Source organism: Streptomyces sp. NPDC127098 (genome assembly GCF_042722465.1).
GTDB classification, from domain to species: Bacteria; Actinomycetota; Actinomycetes; order Streptomycetales; family Streptomycetaceae; genus Streptomyces; species Streptomyces millisiae.
The window spans coordinates 106,584-122,558 of sequence record NZ_JBHXFJ010000017.1; the positions used below are offsets into that span (position 1 = coordinate 106,584).

The window sequence follows — 15,975 nt, forward strand, 5'->3', positions numbered from 1 at the left end:
GATCCGGGCTAGTGGGCCCCTATCTTGGTCAGCAGGTCGACGATCCTGGCCTGCACCTCGGGATTGGTCGACCGCTCGGCCAGGAACAGCACCGTCTCGCCTGAGGCCAGCAGCGGCAGCTGGCCCGGGTCCATCTCGGCCGCCGTGTAGACGACGAACGGGGTGCGGCTGAGCATCCCGTTCACCCGCAGCCAGTCGATGATCCCGGCCCGCCGGCGCCGCACCTGGTTGAGGTCCATCACCACCAGGTTGGGCCGGATCTGCGCCGCCACCTCCATCGCCTGCGCGTCCGAGGTGGCGTGCGCGGCCTGCATCCCGCGCCGCTCCAGTGAGGCGGTCAACGCGGCCGCGATCGCCGGCTGCTCCTCGACCAGCAGCACCCGCGGCGGGTGCTGCTCGCTGTCCCGGGGCGCCAACGCCTTCAGCAGCACGGCCGGGTCGGCGCCGTAGGCCGCGTCCCGGCTGGCCTGGCCGAGACCGGCCGTGACCAGCACCGGCACCTCGGCCGCCACCGCCGCGGCGCGCAGCGACTGGAGTGCCGTCCTGGTGATCGGCCCGGTCAGCGGGTCGACGAAGAGCGCCGCCGGATAGGCCGCGATCTGCGCGTCCACCTCCTCGCGGGAGTGCACGATGACCGGCCGGTAGCCCCGGTCCTGCAGCGCCTGCTGGGTCGACACGTCGGGCTCCGGCCAGACCAGCAGCCGCCGCGGGTTGTCCAGCGGCTCGGGCGGCAGCTCGTCGTCGGCGGGCCCGGGCAGCCGCATCGCGCCCTGCGAGGGGTCGGTGACCTCCACCGCGCCGTTCGGCCCGTCCAGCGGCTCGGGGCCCTCGGCCGCGCCCTCGGCGGGGGCGCTGATCGCGTACTTGCGGCCGCGGCCCTGGGTGCCGGCCGGGGCCGCCGCCGGCGACTGCGCCGCCTGCTGCTGGCCGCCGCCGCGGGTGTCGTCCGCGGGCGGGGTGGCGAGCTTGCGGCGCCGCGTGGGCTGCGCCGCCGGCTGCGGCAGCTGCGGGGCGGGCTGCGGTTGAACGGGCTGGGGCTGAACGGGCTGGGGTTGGGCCGGCTGGGGCTGCCCGGGTTGCGGGCGCGGCGGCCCTGGCCGGGGCGCCGCGGCGGGCAGTGCGCCGGCCACCGGGCGGCGCTCGGGCAACGCGCCGGCCACCGGCACGCCCTGGCCCAGGGTCTGCACGGCGACGCCGGGCAGCGAACGGTCGGACCTGGCGCGGTCGCTGCCCGGCATGGGCAGGGCGCGGGGCGGCCGGACGTTGGGGATCCGCGGCGCGGTGCCGTCGAGGATCGGGCTCGCCGCCACCACCGAGTGCTCGACCGGCGGGGGCTCCTCGGCCCCGGCCTCCTCCTGCGGCCCCTGGGCGACCTGTTGGGCCTCCGGGACAGCGGGCGGCGCGGGGGTCTCCTGGCCGGGCTGCGGGCCCGGCTGCGGACCGGGGTGGGGCGGCTGGGGGGCGCCGCCCGGCGGCGTCCCGGGGACGCCCGGCTGGCCCATCGCCGGTTCGAGGCCCACGGGCCCGGCCGGCGCCGGCGGTTGGGCCGGCGGCTGACCCTGCGCCGGCACCGGCGCCGGGCCGAGCGCGATCGGCTCCTGCGGCGCGGGCTGCCCCTGCTGCTGCGGCAGTTGCACGCCCCCGCCCAGGCTGCCCTCCTGGCCGCCGCCCTGGCCGGCCGCGCGCCGCCGGCGGCCGGTCGGCTGCGCCGCCGGCTCGCCGCCGGGTGCCGGCTCCGCGGGCACCTCCTCGGCCGGCGGCTGCACCTGCGGCGCGGCCGCCAGCGAACGCCGCCGCCTGCCGTTTCCACCAAGGGTCCCGGACTGCTGCTCCGGCACGTGCTCCACCGGCGAAGGACGGTCCTCGGACGCGGCGGCCCTGCGCCGCCGCCCGGTCGGCGGCTGCCCGGCCGGTTGCCCGTCGCTCTGCAGGTGCGCCGGCTCGATCGCCGCCGCGGGCCGGCGGGCCGGGCCGCCCGTGCCGCGCGCCGGCTGCGCCGGCACCGGCATCACCGTCGTGTCGCCGCTGCCGTCCCGCACGGCGCCGGCCCCGGTCCCGGGCGCCAACGTGCCGCCGCCGGCCGTCACCGGGACCTCGAGCACGTACGCGGCGGCGCCGCCGACCTCGTGGGTCTGCAACACCCCGCCGTGCATCCGGACGATGCCGCGCACGATCGGCTCGTGCACCGGGCTGCCGCCGCCGTACGGGCCGCGCACCTCGATCCGCACCACGTCTCCGCGCTGCGCGGCCGCCACCACGATCGTCGAGTCGCCGGCCGGCGCGCCGCCCGCGGCGGCGGTCTGCCCGGTCGCGTCGACGCCGGCCACGTCGGCCACCAGATGGGCGAGGGCCTGCGCCATCCGCTCCGGGTCGACCTCGGCCTCGATGGGCGGGGCGTGCACCGCGAACTGCGCCCGCCCCGGGCCGATCAGCTCGGTCGCGCCCTCGACGCCCGCCGAGACCACCTCGTCGAGCGACACCCGCTCGATCGACAGCTTCTCCCGGCCCTCGTCGAGCCGCTGGTAGCTCAGCACGTTGTCCAGCAGCGTGGTCATCCGCGAGTAGCCGGCGGCCAGATGGTGCAGCACCTGGTTGGCCTCGGGCCACAGCTGCCCCGCCGAGTCGGCGGCCAGCGAGCCGAGCTCGCCGCGCAGTTGGTCGAGCGGGCCACGCAGGCTCTCGCCGAGCACCGACACCAGCTGTGCGTGCCGGGCCGCCAGCGCGTCGTACTTCCGGCGGTCGCTGAACGCCAGCACGGCGCCCACCAGTTGGTCGCCGTCCCGGACCGGCGCCGTGGTCAGGTCGACCGGCACCGGGCGCCCGTCCCTGGTCCACAGCACCTGGCCGCGGACCCGGTGCTTGCGGCCCGAGGTCAGGGTGTCGTGGAGCGGCGTCTCCTCGAAGGCCAGCGGCGTGCCGTCGACTCGCGAGTGCTGCGCCAACGGGTGCAGTTCCTGGCCACCGAGCTGGCTGGCCCGGTGGCCGAGGATCTGCGCGGCCGCCGGGTTCACCAGCACGATCCGGCCCGCCGTGTCGACGCCGATGACGCCCTCGGACGCGGCGCGCAGGATCATCTCCGTCTGCCGCTGCTGGCGCACCAGTTCGGCCTCGGTGTCCAACGTCCCCGACAGGTCGCGGATGATCAGGACCAACAGCTCCTCGCCGCCGTAGTCGTCCGCGAACGCCGCCTCTATCGCCGAGGCGTAGGGGGAGTGCGCGGAGTTGAGCCCGGCGCTCGTCACCTCGACCTGGAGCTCCACGCCGTCCGTGCGCCGGGCGACCATCCGGGTCGGCTTGGTCCTGGCGGCCGGGTCGTCGTCGGGCCGACGCATCGAGCCGGGGATCCGGCGCGGGTCGAACTCCGGGACGATGTCGAGGAGTCCGCGCCCGACGAGCGGGGCGCCCGGGGCGCCCAGGGTCTCCATCGCGATGGCGTTGGCGTTGACGACGGTGCCGTTACCGTTGACGAGCAACAGCGCGTCGGGCAGCGCGTCGAGTATCGCGGCGAGGCGAGCAGCGCCTCTCGCTGGCCTGCTGCTCACGACGTCGGTTCCTCCCTCTACCCACGTGTCTGTAGTGCACGTCCCGTGCGCGTCATTAGGGAGTCTACGGCCCGCCGCAACGGGCGCGACGGGGCGGCACAAAGTTGCTGTTCAGGCACGTTCAGGGCACCAGCTCGGGAAGCGCGGGCACCAACGCGTCCCAGCGGGCGATCTCGCACCCGTCCGACCTGGTGAACTCGGCCGACACCGACTCGCCTTCCCAGACGCCCTCGACGGTGGCGTGCGCCGGGCCGCCGTACATGTAGGTGCACAGCGTCCCCTCGTCGGTCGTGGCGAACGGCTGCTCGCTGTCGAGCAGCGTCTCGCAGGCCGCGTCGGCCTCGGGGTGGTCGCCGCCGGCCGGGTCACAGGTGAGGGTGTGGGTGCCGTCGATCTCGCCGGCGTCGGCGACGGTGATCACCAGTTCGTGCGAGGGGGCCGCGGCCGGCTCCACCCGCGGCCCGCGCGGCCCCTGCGGGGCGGCGGCCACGACGGCCGACGCCAGCAGGACGAGCGCGACGACGAGACCGTTCTTGTGTGTGTTGGACATGCTCGGCATGGTGGTGCTCCAGGGGTGTGCGGTGTGCGGTGCGTGATCGGAGGATTACTCGATCCTCACTGCTAACGCTCCCGACCGGCGTCCGTTGCGCAACTCGACGCGGCGGCGACACCCCCGTAGGGTGGAATCCGATTGGCTGCGGCCGTTCGGGCTGTGGCATCATTTGCGAGCACGTAGCGACCGCGCTGTCGTGCGAGGAGGCTTCGCCTAGTCTGGTCTATGGCGCCGCACTGCTAATGCGGTTTGGGGTTACCCCCCATCCCGGGTTCAAATCCCGGAGCCTCCGCCATCCTCCAGTCGAGCCCCGGCCCATCCCGGCCGGGGCTTCACTGTTTCCGCAGGTCAGAGCCGCCCGAGCGCCCTCCGGGCAACTGATTTCACCCCTGGCCCACAGTGCTGTAATGTTGTCCCCGCACCGGCCCCCAGGGCCCGGGCGCTCGTAGCTTAACGGATAGAGCATCTGACTACGGATCAGAAGGTTGCAGGTTCGAATCCTGCCGAGCGCACAGCAGGCCAGAGCCCCCGTCGATCACTCGACGGGGGCTTTCGCGTGGGCTCTCGTCGCCCGGTCGTGGCGTGACGGGAACGGCGACGGCCCCCGACCGCGGTGCGGTCGGGGGCCGTTCGCAGGGCTCTCGCGGCGGAGGCGGTGGGATTTGAACCCACGGTGAGGGGTTACCTCACGACGGTTTTCAAGACCGTTCCCTTCGGCCGCTCGGGCACGCCTCCTCGTGCGCGCCAGGGGCGGCGCACTCGGACAGCGTAGCGGCTGTGGGTCACTGGTCTCCCACGCGTTCGCCCAACACGAGGGTGGTGGTGCGCTCCTGGCCGTCGCGCTGGTAGGTGATGTCGACCGAGTCGCCCGGCTGGTAGGTCCAGATCTGGCTGATGAGGGTGGGGCCGCTGTCGATGATGCGGTCGCCGAAGCGGGTGATCACGTCGCCCGCCTGGAGGCCGGCCTCGTCGGCCGGGCCGCCGGCGACGACGGGGTCGCTGCCGTCGTTGGTGGACTCGACGATCTGGGCGCCGTCGGTGACCGCGCCGCCGGACTCGACCGAGGCGCCGATGATCGGGTAGATCGGCTCGCCGCCGTCGATCAGGTCCTGGGCGACGCGCTCGGCCTGGTTGATCGGGATGGCGAAGCCGAGGCCGATGCTGCCCGCCTCGCCGCCGAGGCTCGGGGTGGACTGGATAGCCGAGTTGACCCCGATGACCTCGCCGTCCGCGTTGAGCAGGGGGCCGCCGGAGTTGCCCGGGTTGATGGAGGCGTCGGTCTGCAGCGCGTTCATGTAGGAGGCGCTGCCGCCCTGGCCGTCGCTGGAGGCGACGGGACGGTCCTCGGCGCTGATGATGCCGGTGGTGACCGTGCCGGAGAGACCGAAGGGGGCGCCGATGGCGATGGTCGCGTCGCCGACGGCCACCTGGTCGGAGTCGCCCATGGGCAGCGGCGCCAGGTCGCGACCCTGGAGGTTGGTGATGCGGATCACCGCCACGTCGTAGCCCTCGGCGCGCCCGACGACCTCGGCGTCGTAGTTCTCCCCGTCGGAGAAGGTGACGCTGAGGCTGCCGCCGTCGGCCGCGCTGGCCACCACGTGGTTGTTCGTCATGATGTGGCCCTCCTCGTCGTAGACGAAGCCGGTGCCCGTGCTGCCCTCGGCGCCGTTGCCCGCCTCGATGGTGACCACGCTGGGCAGGGCCGCCTCCGCTATCCCGGCGACGGAGTCGGGCGGCCTGGCCACCGTGTCGCTGCCGCGGTCGGCGGAGAGCGAGGCCGAGGCGCCGTCGTCGTCGGCGACCAGGTAGCCGATGCCGCCGCCGACGCCGCCGACGATCAGGGTGGCCGCGACGATGGCGGCGATCAGCCCCGTGCGGCGCTTCTTCGGCGGGGGCGGCGGCGGGAACGCGGCCCAGGGGCCGGAGACCGGGCCGCCCGGCGGCTCGCTGGCGAGCGGGGCCGGCACCGGGGCGGGGCCCGCGAAGGTGTGCTCGGCCGTCGGGGGCATGGCGGGCGCCATGGCGGTGTGGGGGGCCGGGGCCACCGCGGGCGGCGCGGCAGGCGGCACGGCCGGCGGCGGTGGCGGCGGCGGGGACTGGGGGGCGGGGCCCTGCGGAACGGACGGCTGCGGAGCCAGGGCCGCCTGGCCGCCGGCCTCCGGCGCACCGGTCGGCGACTCGTCCGGTGCGCCGGCGCGCTCGTTCTCGGTGCTCACGGCTCTCTCCTCGGGGACATGAAGCCAGGTCCGACATGACACGGTGTGCCAGCCAGTCTTTCCCATCCTCCGTCAGGCCGGGATAAACCCGCCGGGACCGTGACGGCCGGCCGCGTGACACGATGACGCGGTGACTGCCGACCGCCACCGCATCACGGTCATCGCGCACCGCGGGGCGTCCGAGGACGCGCCCGAGCACAGCCTGGCCGCGTACCGCAGGGCCATCGCGGACGGCGCGGACGCGCTGGAGTGCGACGTGCGCCTGACCGCCGACGGCCACCTGGTCTGCGTGCACGACCGGCGCGTCAACCGCACCTCCAACGGCCGCGGCGCCGTGTCGGCGATGGAGCTGGCCCAGCTCGCGGAGCTGGACTTCGGCTCATGGAAGGGCCCCTCGGGGGCCGAGACCCCGGACGCCGCCGATCCGGAGCGGACCACGGTGCTGACCCTGGAGCGGCTGCTGCGCCTGGTGGGTGAGGCGGACCGGCCGGTGGGTCTTGCGATCGAGACCAAGCACCCGACCCGGTGGGCGGGGCAGGTGGAGGACCGGCTGCTGGCGCTGCTCGAGCGGTGCCCGGTGCCGGGTCCCGTGCACGTCATGAGCTTCTCGGCGCGCTCGCTGCGCCGCGTCCGGCAGCGGGCGCCGGAACTGCCCACCGTCTATCTGATGCAGTTCCTGCTGCCCAGGCACCGGGCGGGCCGGCTGCCGCCCGGGACGGGCGTCGCGGGCCCGAGCATCCGGCTGCTGCGCCGCGACCCCGGGTATGTGGCGCGCGCGCACCGGGCCGGGCACCGGGTGTTCGTGTGGACGGTGGACGAGCCGGCCGACGTGGAGCTGTGCGCGCGGCTCGGCGTCGACGCGATCATCACCAACCGGCCGCGCACGGTGCGTGATCAACTGGCGGGCCTCGGCCGGGCCGGTTGACGGGTCGGTGAATCGCTGGTGAAGGGCCGGCGAAGAGCCGGCGGGCCGCCTTTCTCGTTCGACAATGACCGTATTTACCCGGCGTGCAACGGCGCACCCGCTTCGTGTCGATCATTACGACTGCGTCACCAGATGTCACATCGCCGGTTTCCCGCGTGCGCACCGAGGGCACCAATCCCATGGCGTGGGGCAAAGGAGGTCTCGGGGGTGGCTTTGATGGTCACACAACAGGTGCCGACGTCGTCTTCCATGTCGGTGCCCCACGGCCCGTCGGGCGTGGCGACGGCCCGGCGGCGTTTGCGACGGGAATTGCGCGAGAGCGGCGCGTCGGAATCGATCGTCGACGACGCGGTGTTGATTCTCTCGGAGTTGTTGAGCAATTCCTGTCGCCACGCGAGACCGCTGGCCGGCGGCCAGGGGATCGAGGCGAGTTGGAGCCAGGACGGCGACGGCTCGGTCACGATCTCGGTCACGGACGGTGGCGGGCCGACGAGGCCGCGGGCCGGGGTGCCGTCGGTGACGGCGCGCGGCGGGCGGGGGCTCACCATCATCACGTCGCTGTGTCGCGCGTGGGGGGTCAGGGACGGCGAGCCGTCCGGCGCCGTCACCGTCTGGGCGGTGCTGAGCCCGATCTGAGCGGCCGGCGCGCCGAAGCGGCGGGGAACAACTAGGCTCCTGCGGCGAACCCGTCAGCAGCACGCACGCAGGAGACCCGCACGCCATGGCCAAGAAGCGCCGCCCCCGAAGCCAGCCGCAGCCGCAGGTCGTCGACGGGGAGGTTCCCGTCGTCGGCGCACGCGAGCCGTGCCCCTGCGGCTCGGGCCGCCGTTACAAGGCGTGCCACGGGCGCGCCGCCGCCCAGGCGGCCACCGAGCTGGTGCGCCGCCCCTTCGAGGGGCTGCCCGGCGAGTGCGACTGGGTCGCGCTCCGCGAGCTGGTGCCCGCCGCCACCGTGCCGCTGACGCTCCGCAAGGGGCTGCCGGCGGACGTGCCCTCGCTCACGCTGGCCACGGTGCTGCCGATGGCGTGGCCGGCGCTGCGCCGCTCGGACGGCGCCGTGCTCCTCGCCGTGCAGAACGACACGGCCACCGGCGACCTCAGCCGGGACCTGGCCGACGTGCTGACCAGGGCGCTGACCGCGACGCCTGGCGCGCCGGTGCCCTCCGGGCGCGGCGACGTGACGGGCCCGCGGCTGCAGGACCTGCTCGACCCCGAGGCGCCGTTCGTGCCCGAGGTGCACGAGGGCTTCGAGTTCTGGCTCGACGACGCGAGCCAGGCCACCGGCGAGGTGACCGCGTCGCTGGAGCGGGCCAACGCGGCGGCCACCCCGACGGCCAGGCTGTCCGGCGTCACGGCGGCCTACTGGTGCGAGACGCCGGAGAAGAACCACCTGCGCTGGGTGATGCCGCATCCCGAGGACGCGCTGCTCGACGCGCTGGCCAGGCTGCACGCGGCCGGGGCCGCCTCGCTCGGCGAGGGCACCCGCCTGGTGGGCTCGTTCCGGGCGCACGGCCTGACCGTGCCGGTGTGGGACCTGCCGAGCGCGATGGGCGCCGAGGAGTGCGAGAAGCCGGCCGCCGCGTTCGGCGAGCGGCTGGCCGAGGCGCTGGCCGCGACGACGCCGCTGACCGCGGAGGAGCGCAGCGCGCGCAGCGGGCTCACGAACCGTCAGATCACCCTGAACTGAAGGGAACTGACGGCGTGGAACCACCGGGGCGGCCCCACCGACCCTAGTGATTCCGGTCACAACTGCCAGTAAATACTGGGTGTTCGGCCAATGTGCGGCCGCGTGGGATTTGCGAATCCCCGATGAGTTGTTACGGTCTGAGTGGGCCCGGTCGCTGGTGCATCCCCCGTCGCCAGCGATCGGGTCCGTCCATGTCCGGACGGCCGCCCCTCGGTGGTCCCTCAGTAGGACAGCCGGCCCTCCCGGTCAGGCGCGCTGAGCCCGGCCTCCACGAGCACGTCGAGCAGCTCGCCGATCGAGGGCAGCGCCACCGCGCCGCGTCCCCGGTCCCTGGCCCGCTCCGGCTCCCTTACCCAGCCCACCTCGCCCGCGCCGGTCGCGGACGGCGGCAGCGGCACGTACCCGCCGGGTCCGTGGAACCGCAGCGAGCTCGGCACCAGCTCACGGGCCGCCAACAGCTCGCCGAGCTCGGGCAGCTCGTAGGGCTCGACCAGCAGCAGCCAGCGGGTCGGCGCCGCGATCACGGGTCCGGTGCCGACCCCCCGGCGGCGCAGTTCGAGGTCGGCCCGCGCGCCGGCCACCGCCGGGAGGCTCACGGCGCAGGGCGCCCGGCCGCCGGTGGCCAGCAGGATCGGGGCCTGGGGCCTGGTCTCCCACCACCAGCCGACCATGCGGGCGTCCGTGGTGGCGGCCAGCAGGTCGGGGTCGGCTGGGTGTGCGCCGGGCACCTGACAGTCGGCGCGCCCGCAGGCGCAGCGGCCGTCGTCGAGCGCCTCGGCGCCGGGCACCACGGGCCACCCCCATCGCCGGGCGAAGGCCAGGGCGGCGCCGCGCGACGGCAGGCTCCGCCGCTGAACGCCGTCACCGCTGCCGCCGCCGTTGCCGTTGCCGTTCGTGCGTCGCTCTCCGAGGATCTCGCGCATCGGCGCTCGTTCCTTTCCTTCGCGGGTTCAGTTACACCACGTGGAACTTAGATCACCGTATGTAGCGGGTCGCGCTAGCGCGGAGCGGCGGGAGGGGGAAGCCTGGCCGCCCGTACCGGTTAGGACGCCGGAGTTCATCGATCCGTTCCGATATGTACCCAGCCCGCCCGGCCCGATCCGCCGCCCGGAAGGCCCAGTCGATCGCGCGTCGCCCCCAGTGGCGGTCCTTTTCCGCCAAACTCGTCCCGGCCCGGCCTGTCGGAGCCGGAACCCGCCCGCTACCTGGGCATCATCCATCACGGCAGGACAATACTGGACATCACCGCTGCCGTACTCCAGCCGGTGGAAAAAGTGCCATAGCGACACACTTATCTGGGGGTTCGCGACGCCTATGACCAGCTCACCCCCGCCAAAAGTGGCCGGAATCCACCCGGCGCGCTCCGCGTTGTCCGAAGCTTCGGCGCCCGGCGACGGCGTCACGCGCGGGGCGCGCGGCCAGGGGCGCGGGCCCGGGATCCCGCAGACCTGCGTGCAGGACCGGCTGGCGTCCTGGATCTCCGACCTGACCACCCTCCACGACCTCACGGAACGGCTCGGCCGCACCCGGACCCTCGGCGACGCGCTGCAGGAGACGCTGCGCGCCGGCGCCGGCCTGGTGGGGGCGCGGCGCGGGCTGATCTCGCTGGCGCCGGCCGACGGGCTGGGCCCGCGCCGGCTGGCCGGCCTCGGCCTCGGCCACGCCGACCTCGGCCAGCTGGAGACCGTGCCGCGCGGCCTCGACGCGCCGCAGCCGGGCGCGGAGGGCGAGCCCGCCGAGGCCGTGCACGGGGACATCGCGCGCGAGGACCGGCTCGACCCGCGACACCGCGAGGTCGCCGCCAGGCTCGGCTTCGCGGCCAGCTACGCGGTGCCGCTGACCGCCGAGTCGCTCACCGCCGGGGCGCCAGGGGCGCTGGGCGCCGCCGTCTGGCTGTACGACCAGCCGGCGCAGCCCGACGTCAGGCAGCGCCACCTGCTGGCCCTCTATCTGCGCCAGGCCGGCCAGCACATCGCCAACCGTCTTGAGCTCTCCCGCGCCAGGGACGCCGTCGCCGCCGTGCACGAGGGGCTGCTGCCGTCCCGGCTGCCGCCGACCGCCGGCGTACGGCTCGCGGTGCGGCACCGCTCGGGACCGCGCGGCGGCGGCGACTTCTACGACGCGCTGCCGCTGCCGGACGCCGCGCTCGGGCTCGCCGTGGGCGGGACCACGGGCGCAGGACCCGCCGCGCTCGCCGCGATGGGCCGGCTGCGCGCCGGACTGCGGGCCTACGCCGTGATGGAGGGGGAGGACCCGGTGGCGGTGCTCTCCGACCTCGAACTGCTGCTGCGGCTGACCGAGCCCGGCCGGTCGGCCACCGTGCTGTTCGGCTACGCGGAGCCCGCGGTGCGCCGCGTCACCCTGGCCTCGGCGGGGCACCCGCCGCCGCTGGTGATCGGCCGGGACCGGGCCGAGTTCGCCGAGACCGGCCTGTCGGCGCCGCTCAACATGCTGGCCTGCTGGGAGGCCCCGAGCGTGCGGATCGAGCTCGCCGAGGGAGAAACGGTCCTGCTCTACAGCGACGGGCTGCTGCTCCGCACGGGGGAGCCGATGGACCGCGCCTTCGCCCGGCTCGGTACCGCCGCGCGGACCGCGCCGCCCGCCGCCCGCGCCGACCCCGAGGCGCTGCTCGACCACGTGCTGGCCACCATGCTCCCCGACCCCGGCGGGGCCGGGGCCGCCGCGCCCGCGGAGGACGTCGTGCTGCTCGCCGCCCGCTTCTGCTGACCGGCTCCCGAACGCCGGGGACACGGCCGCCGGGCCCGCCCCTCGGCCCTGTCGCCCGCGCGGCGCCCGCACATACGATGGAAGGCCGAGCATCGAGGAGGGCGCGACGTGGCCGAGGAAGAGCGGGCCGAGGAGCAGACGGCGGCGGCGAAGACCGAGGCGTTCAAGGAGCGCAAGAACAGCGTCGCCCCGAAGGTGTCGGACGAGCTGGCCGAGAACATGAAGCAGGGCTGGGCCGACACCGAGCGCCGGGACCTGCCGCCCGTCCCGCAGGCCGAGCAGACCGCGCGGCGCCGCGCCGAGCTGTCGGCCCGCTTCCCCGGCGAGCGCCTGGTGATCCCCGCGGGGCGGCTCAAGACCAGGTCGAACGACACGGACTACCCGTTCCGGGCCGCCGTCGAGTACGCCTACCTCACCGGCAACCAGACCGAGAACGGCGTGCTGGTCATGGAGCCGGAAGGGCCCTCGGGGCACCGGGCCACCCTCTACCTGCTGCCGCGCTCCAGCCGGGAGAACGGCGAGTTCTGGCTGAGCGGACAGGGCGAGCTGTGGGTCGGCCGCCGGGAGAGCCTGGCCGAGGCGGCCCAGCGCTACGGGCTGCCGGTCGAGGACGTGCGCACCGTGCCCGACCTCCTGAAGGAGGCCACCGGGCCGGTCCGGGTGGTCCGCAAGCACGACGCGGTGATCGAGGCGGCGCTGACGGACAAGGTGACCGCCGAGCGCGACGAGGAGCTGCGGGTCTTCCTCTCCGAGATGCGGCTGGTCAAGGACGAGTTCGAGATCGCCGAGCTGACCCGCGCCTGCGAGTCCACGGTGCGCGGCTTCGAGGACGTGGTCCGGGTGCTCGACCGCGCCGAGGCCACCTCGGAGCGCTACATCGAGGGAACGTTCTTCCTGCGGGCCCGCGTCGAGGGCAACGACATCGGCTACGGCTCGATCTGCGCGGCCGGGCCGCACGCCACCACGCTGCACTGGGTGCGCAACGACGGCCCGGTGCGCCCCGGCGACCTGCTGCTGCTGGACGCCGGCGTCGAGGGCACCGAGCTCTACACCGCGGACGTCACGCGCACGCTGCCGATCAACGGCCGCTTCGACGAGGTGCAGCGGCGGGTCTACGACGCGGTGTACGACGCCCAGGAGGCCGGCATCGCGGCGGTCAGGCCGGGCGCCAAGTTCCGCGACTTCCACGAGGCGGCGCAGCGGGTGCTGACCGAGCGGCTCGTGGAGTGGGGCCTGCTCGAGGGTCCGGTGGAGCGGGTGCTCGAGCTGGGGCTGCAGCGCCGCTGGACGCTGCACAACACCGGGCACATGCTCGGCATGGACGTGCACGACTGCGCGGCGGCCCGCCGGGAGACCTATGTGGAGGGGACCCTGGAGCCGGGCATGTGCCTGACCGTCGAGCCCGGGCTCTACTTCCAGCCCGACGACCTGACGGTGCCCGAGGAGTACCGCGGGATCGGCGTCCGGATCGAGGACGACATCCTGGTCACGGAGGACGGCAACCGCAACCTGTCGGCCGGGCTGCCGCGCCGGGCGGACGAGGTGGAGGCCTGGATGGCGGCCCTGCGCGGCTGAGCCGGGCGGACCCCGGTGGGCCCACCCCCGGCTCACCGGGGCCCAGGTGACGGTTGGGGCGAGAGTGACGTGACGGAGGTCGCGGAACGAAACGTGCGGTGAAGGTGTCAAGAGGGCGATTTCGGGTACAGCCTGGGGAACACGGGCGCGCTGTGACGCGTTGAGTGAGTCAAACCTCTGGAAGGAGAGCTCGTGTCCGCCCACTCGACGGACCCTGACGGGCATAGTCCCGGACCACCTCGCCGGCATATGGCTTGCCGCGGCACACGGCGGGGTGGTGTTAGGTGAGTGCCGCACTGCTGGGCCTGTTCGCCGTCCTCGTTCTGACGGCAGGCACCGGCTATTTCGTCGCCCAGGAATTCGCCTTCGTGGCGGCCGACCGCCTCTCGCTCGGCCGTGACGCGGCCGCAGGCGACAAGCGCGCCGCACGGGCCATGAAGGTCCAGGAGCGCCTCTCGTTCATGCTCTCCGGCGCCCAGCTCGGCATCACCGTGACGGGCCTGGTCGTGGGTTTCCTGGCCGAGCCCTCCGTCGCCGCGCTGCTCGACCCGGCGCTGAGCGCCGTCGGCGTCCCGGACGCCGCGGTCTCCGGTATCGCGCTGGTCCTCGCCTTCCTGCTGGCCACCGGCATCCAGATGGTGCTGGGCGAGCTGGCCCCCAAGAACATGGCGCTTGCCATCCCCGAGCGGCTCGCCAAGGCGCTGGCCTCCTCGACCCTGCTCTACCTGCGGGTGGCCGGCCCTGTGATCCACCTCTTCGACGCCGCGGCCAACCGGCTGCTGCGCCGGGTCGGCATCGAGCCGGTCGAGGAGCTGCACCACGGCGCCACACTCGAGGAGCTCGGCCACCTCATCGACGAGTCGCACGAGCACGGGCAGCTGCCGCACGACACGGCGGAGCTGCTCGACCACGCGCTGGAGTTCTCCGAGCGGACGCTGGACGAGGTCATGGTGCCCCGGGTCGACGTGAACTCGGTGCGGGCCTCGGCGCCCGCCTCGGCGGCCGTCGACCTGATCCGCGAGCACGGCCACTCCCACTACCTGGTGATCGGCGACCGGATCGACGACATCGTGGGCGTCATAGGCGTGCGCGAGCTGATGCGCGTCAGTCCGGAGCGGGCGGCGAAGCTGACGGCCGGCTCGCTGGCCCGGCGGGCGCTGCTGCTGCCCGACACGCTGCCGCTGCCTGGCGCGGTGGAGCAGATGCAGGACGCGGGCGAGGAGTTCGCCTGCGTGCTCGACGAGTACGGCGGCCTCGCCGGCATCGTCACCCTGGAGGACATCGCGGAGGAGCTGGTGGGCGAGATCGCCGACGAGAGCGATCTGGTCGAGGAGCTCGCCGTGGCCGACGGTGACGGCTGGCTGGTCGACGCGAGCCGCCGGGTGGACGAGATCTCGGTCGCGACCGGGGTCGAGCTGCCCGAGGACGAGTCCTTCGAGACGGTGGCCGGCCTGGTCATCGACCGCTGCGGGGGCTTCCCCGCGGTCGGGGAGCGGATCGTGGTGGAGCTGGCGCACGGCGGGCTCGCCGAGCTCGAGGTGCTGTCGCTCGACCGGCGGGTGCCCGGCCGGCTGCGGCTGACGTCGCGGCCCGCGGCCGAGCTCTCCACGGTGGCCGAGCGTGAGGGGCAGCCCTCGTGAGCCCGGCGACGGCGATGGCCGTGACCGTGGTGCTGCTGGTCTTCAGCGGCTTCTTCGTGGCCGCCGAGTTCGCGCTGGTGGCGGCCAAGCGACACCGGATGGAGCAGGCGGTCGCCGACGGCCAGCGAGGCGCCAGGGCGGCGCTGTCCGGCATGCGCGAGCTGTCGTTGATGCTGGCGGGCGCCCAGCTGGGCATCACCGCCTGCACCCTGCTGCTCGGTTCGATCTCCAAGCCGGCGGTCTCGCACGAGATAGAGCCGCTGCTCGAGGACCTGGGCCTGCCCGGCGGGCTGTCCTACGGCGTCGCGTTCGTGCTGGCCATGATCGTGGTGGTCTTCCTCCACATGGTGCTCGGCGAGATGGCCCCGAAGTCGTGGGCGATCTCGCACCCGGAGCGCTCGGCGATGCTGCTCGCGCCCGTGTTCCGCGCGATGGTGCGGGTGGTCAGGCCGCTGATCTGGGCGCTGAACCAGGTGAGCAACGCCCTGGTGCGGATGTGCAACGTCACGCCGCGCGAGGAGCTCGCCTCGGTGCACGACCGGGAGCAGCTGACGCACCTGGTCGCCGAGTCGCAGCGGCTGGGCTTGATCAGCGAGACCGACTCGGGTCTGATCACCCGCTCGCTGACCGAGCCGCAGTCCCCGGTGGGCGCCATCCAGGTGCCGGCCGCGCGGATCGCCGAGGTGTCGGCCGAGGCCGGCGCGGAGGCGATCCTGGCCGCCGCCTCGGCGAGCGACCACACGCGGCTACTGGTACGGGACGGCCAGCGCGTGGTGGGATCGGTGCACGCGCGGGACGCCATCGTCGCGCGGGCGAGCGGCAGGCGGGTCACGGCCCGCGAGCTGGCGCGTCCGGTGCCCGAGCTGACGGCGGACGACACGGTGGCCTTCGCCGTGGAGCAGCTGCGGCAGCGGCGGGCGTCGCTCGCCGTGGTGCGCGGCGCGGACGGCGGGGTGACCGGGCTGATCAGCCTGGACGACCTGCTGGTGCGGCTGATGGGCCCGCAGCCGGTCTGACGGGCGAGCGGCGGATGACGGTCGGGGGGGGGGGGGGCCCCGGGGGCCCCGCCCCCCGGGCCGGGTGCCGCGCGCCGGGGGGGGGCCGGGGGGC

The 15,975-nt window shown here is 74.6% G+C and carries 11 protein-coding genes and 3 tRNA genes; 9 read left to right on the forward strand and 5 right to left on the reverse strand.

Annotated elements, in window-relative coordinates; translation table 11 throughout:
* Positions 1 to 8: 8 nt before the first annotated feature.
* Complete coding sequence (locus tag ACFWI8_RS14025; protein WP_387090097.1) at positions 9 to 3,542, reverse strand: PAS domain-containing protein; 3,534 nt, start codon at positions 3,540 to 3,542, stop codon at positions 9 to 11.
* A 121-nt stretch (positions 3,543 to 3,663) separates the two neighbouring features.
* Positions 3,664 to 4,092, reverse strand: a complete 429-nt coding sequence (locus tag ACFWI8_RS14030; RefSeq protein ID WP_387090100.1) for an SSI family serine proteinase inhibitor — start codon at positions 4,090 to 4,092, stop codon at positions 3,664 to 3,666.
* Positions 4,093 to 4,297: 205 nt separating this feature from the next.
* On the opposite strand from ACFWI8_RS14030, the gene ACFWI8_RS14035 reads away from it, so the two are divergent.
* Positions 4,298 to 4,390 (forward strand) — tRNA-Ser (locus ACFWI8_RS14035).
* 144 nt (positions 4,391 to 4,534) lie between these two features.
* Positions 4,535 to 4,607, forward strand: a tRNA-Arg gene (locus ACFWI8_RS14040).
* Positions 4,608 to 4,742: 135 nt separating this feature from the next.
* On the opposite strand, the gene ACFWI8_RS14045 is transcribed toward ACFWI8_RS14040, so the two are convergent.
* Together ACFWI8_RS14045 and ACFWI8_RS14050 are read right to left on the reverse strand one after the other, a co-directional pair.
* Positions 4,743 to 4,830, reverse strand: a tRNA-Ser gene (locus ACFWI8_RS14045).
* Positions 4,831 to 4,877: 47 nt separating this feature from the next.
* Positions 4,878 to 6,311, reverse strand: a complete 1,434-nt coding sequence (locus ACFWI8_RS14050; RefSeq protein WP_387090103.1) for a S1C family serine protease — start codon at positions 6,309 to 6,311, stop codon at positions 4,878 to 4,880.
* 130 nt (positions 6,312 to 6,441) lie between these two features.
* Here ACFWI8_RS14050 and ACFWI8_RS14055 point away from each other — a divergent pair, with 130 nt between their 5' ends.
* The 3 genes from ACFWI8_RS14055 (at position 6,442) to ACFWI8_RS14065 (ending at position 8,923) form a co-directional block, all read left to right on the forward strand.
* Positions 6,442 to 7,236, forward strand: a complete 795-nt coding sequence (locus ACFWI8_RS14055) for a glycerophosphodiester phosphodiesterase (protein ID WP_387090106.1) — start codon at positions 6,442 to 6,444, stop codon at positions 7,234 to 7,236.
* A 216-nt stretch (positions 7,237 to 7,452) separates the two neighbouring features.
* Positions 7,453 to 7,872 carry an ATP-binding protein gene (locus tag ACFWI8_RS14060; protein WP_387090139.1) on the forward strand — a complete coding sequence of 140 codons (420 nt, stop codon included), beginning with the start codon at positions 7,453 to 7,455 and terminating at the stop codon, positions 7,870 to 7,872.
* 85 nt (positions 7,873 to 7,957) lie between these two features.
* The gene (locus ACFWI8_RS14065) at positions 7,958 to 8,923 is read left to right on the forward strand and encodes a DUF5926 family protein (RefSeq protein ID WP_387090109.1); all 966 of its coding nucleotides are present in this window, start codon (positions 7,958 to 7,960) and stop codon (positions 8,921 to 8,923) included.
* Between the two features lie 221 nt (positions 8,924 to 9,144).
* On the opposite strand, the gene ACFWI8_RS14070 is transcribed toward ACFWI8_RS14065, so the two are convergent.
* Complete coding sequence (locus tag ACFWI8_RS14070; RefSeq protein WP_387090112.1) at positions 9,145 to 9,846, reverse strand: bifunctional DNA primase/polymerase; 702 nt, start codon at positions 9,844 to 9,846, stop codon at positions 9,145 to 9,147.
* 391 nt (positions 9,847 to 10,237) lie between these two features.
* On the opposite strand from ACFWI8_RS14070, the gene ACFWI8_RS14075 reads away from it, so the two are divergent.
* The 4 genes from ACFWI8_RS14075 to ACFWI8_RS14090 all read left to right on the forward strand — a co-directional run bounded on the left by ACFWI8_RS14075 (position 10,238) and on the right by ACFWI8_RS14090 (position 15,881).
* Positions 10,238 to 11,650 carry a PP2C family protein-serine/threonine phosphatase gene (locus ACFWI8_RS14075; protein WP_387090115.1) on the forward strand — a complete coding sequence of 471 codons (1,413 nt, stop codon included), beginning with the start codon at positions 10,238 to 10,240 and terminating at the stop codon, positions 11,648 to 11,650.
* Between the two features lie 108 nt (positions 11,651 to 11,758).
* Positions 11,759 to 13,225 (forward strand): aminopeptidase P family protein, encoded by a 1,467-nt coding sequence (locus ACFWI8_RS14080; RefSeq protein ID WP_387090117.1) that lies wholly within the window; start codon positions 11,759 to 11,761, stop codon positions 13,223 to 13,225.
* A gap of 284 nt (positions 13,226 to 13,509) precedes the next feature.
* Complete coding sequence (locus ACFWI8_RS14085; protein WP_387090119.1) at positions 13,510 to 14,865, forward strand: hemolysin family protein; 1,356 nt, start codon at positions 13,510 to 13,512, stop codon at positions 14,863 to 14,865.
* Between the two features lie 14 nt (positions 14,866 to 14,879).
* The gene (locus ACFWI8_RS14090) at positions 14,880 to 15,881 is read left to right on the forward strand and encodes a hemolysin family protein (RefSeq protein ID WP_387090142.1); all 1,002 of its coding nucleotides are present in this window, start codon (positions 14,880 to 14,882) and stop codon (positions 15,879 to 15,881) included.
* Positions 15,882 to 15,975: the final 94 nt, after the last annotated feature.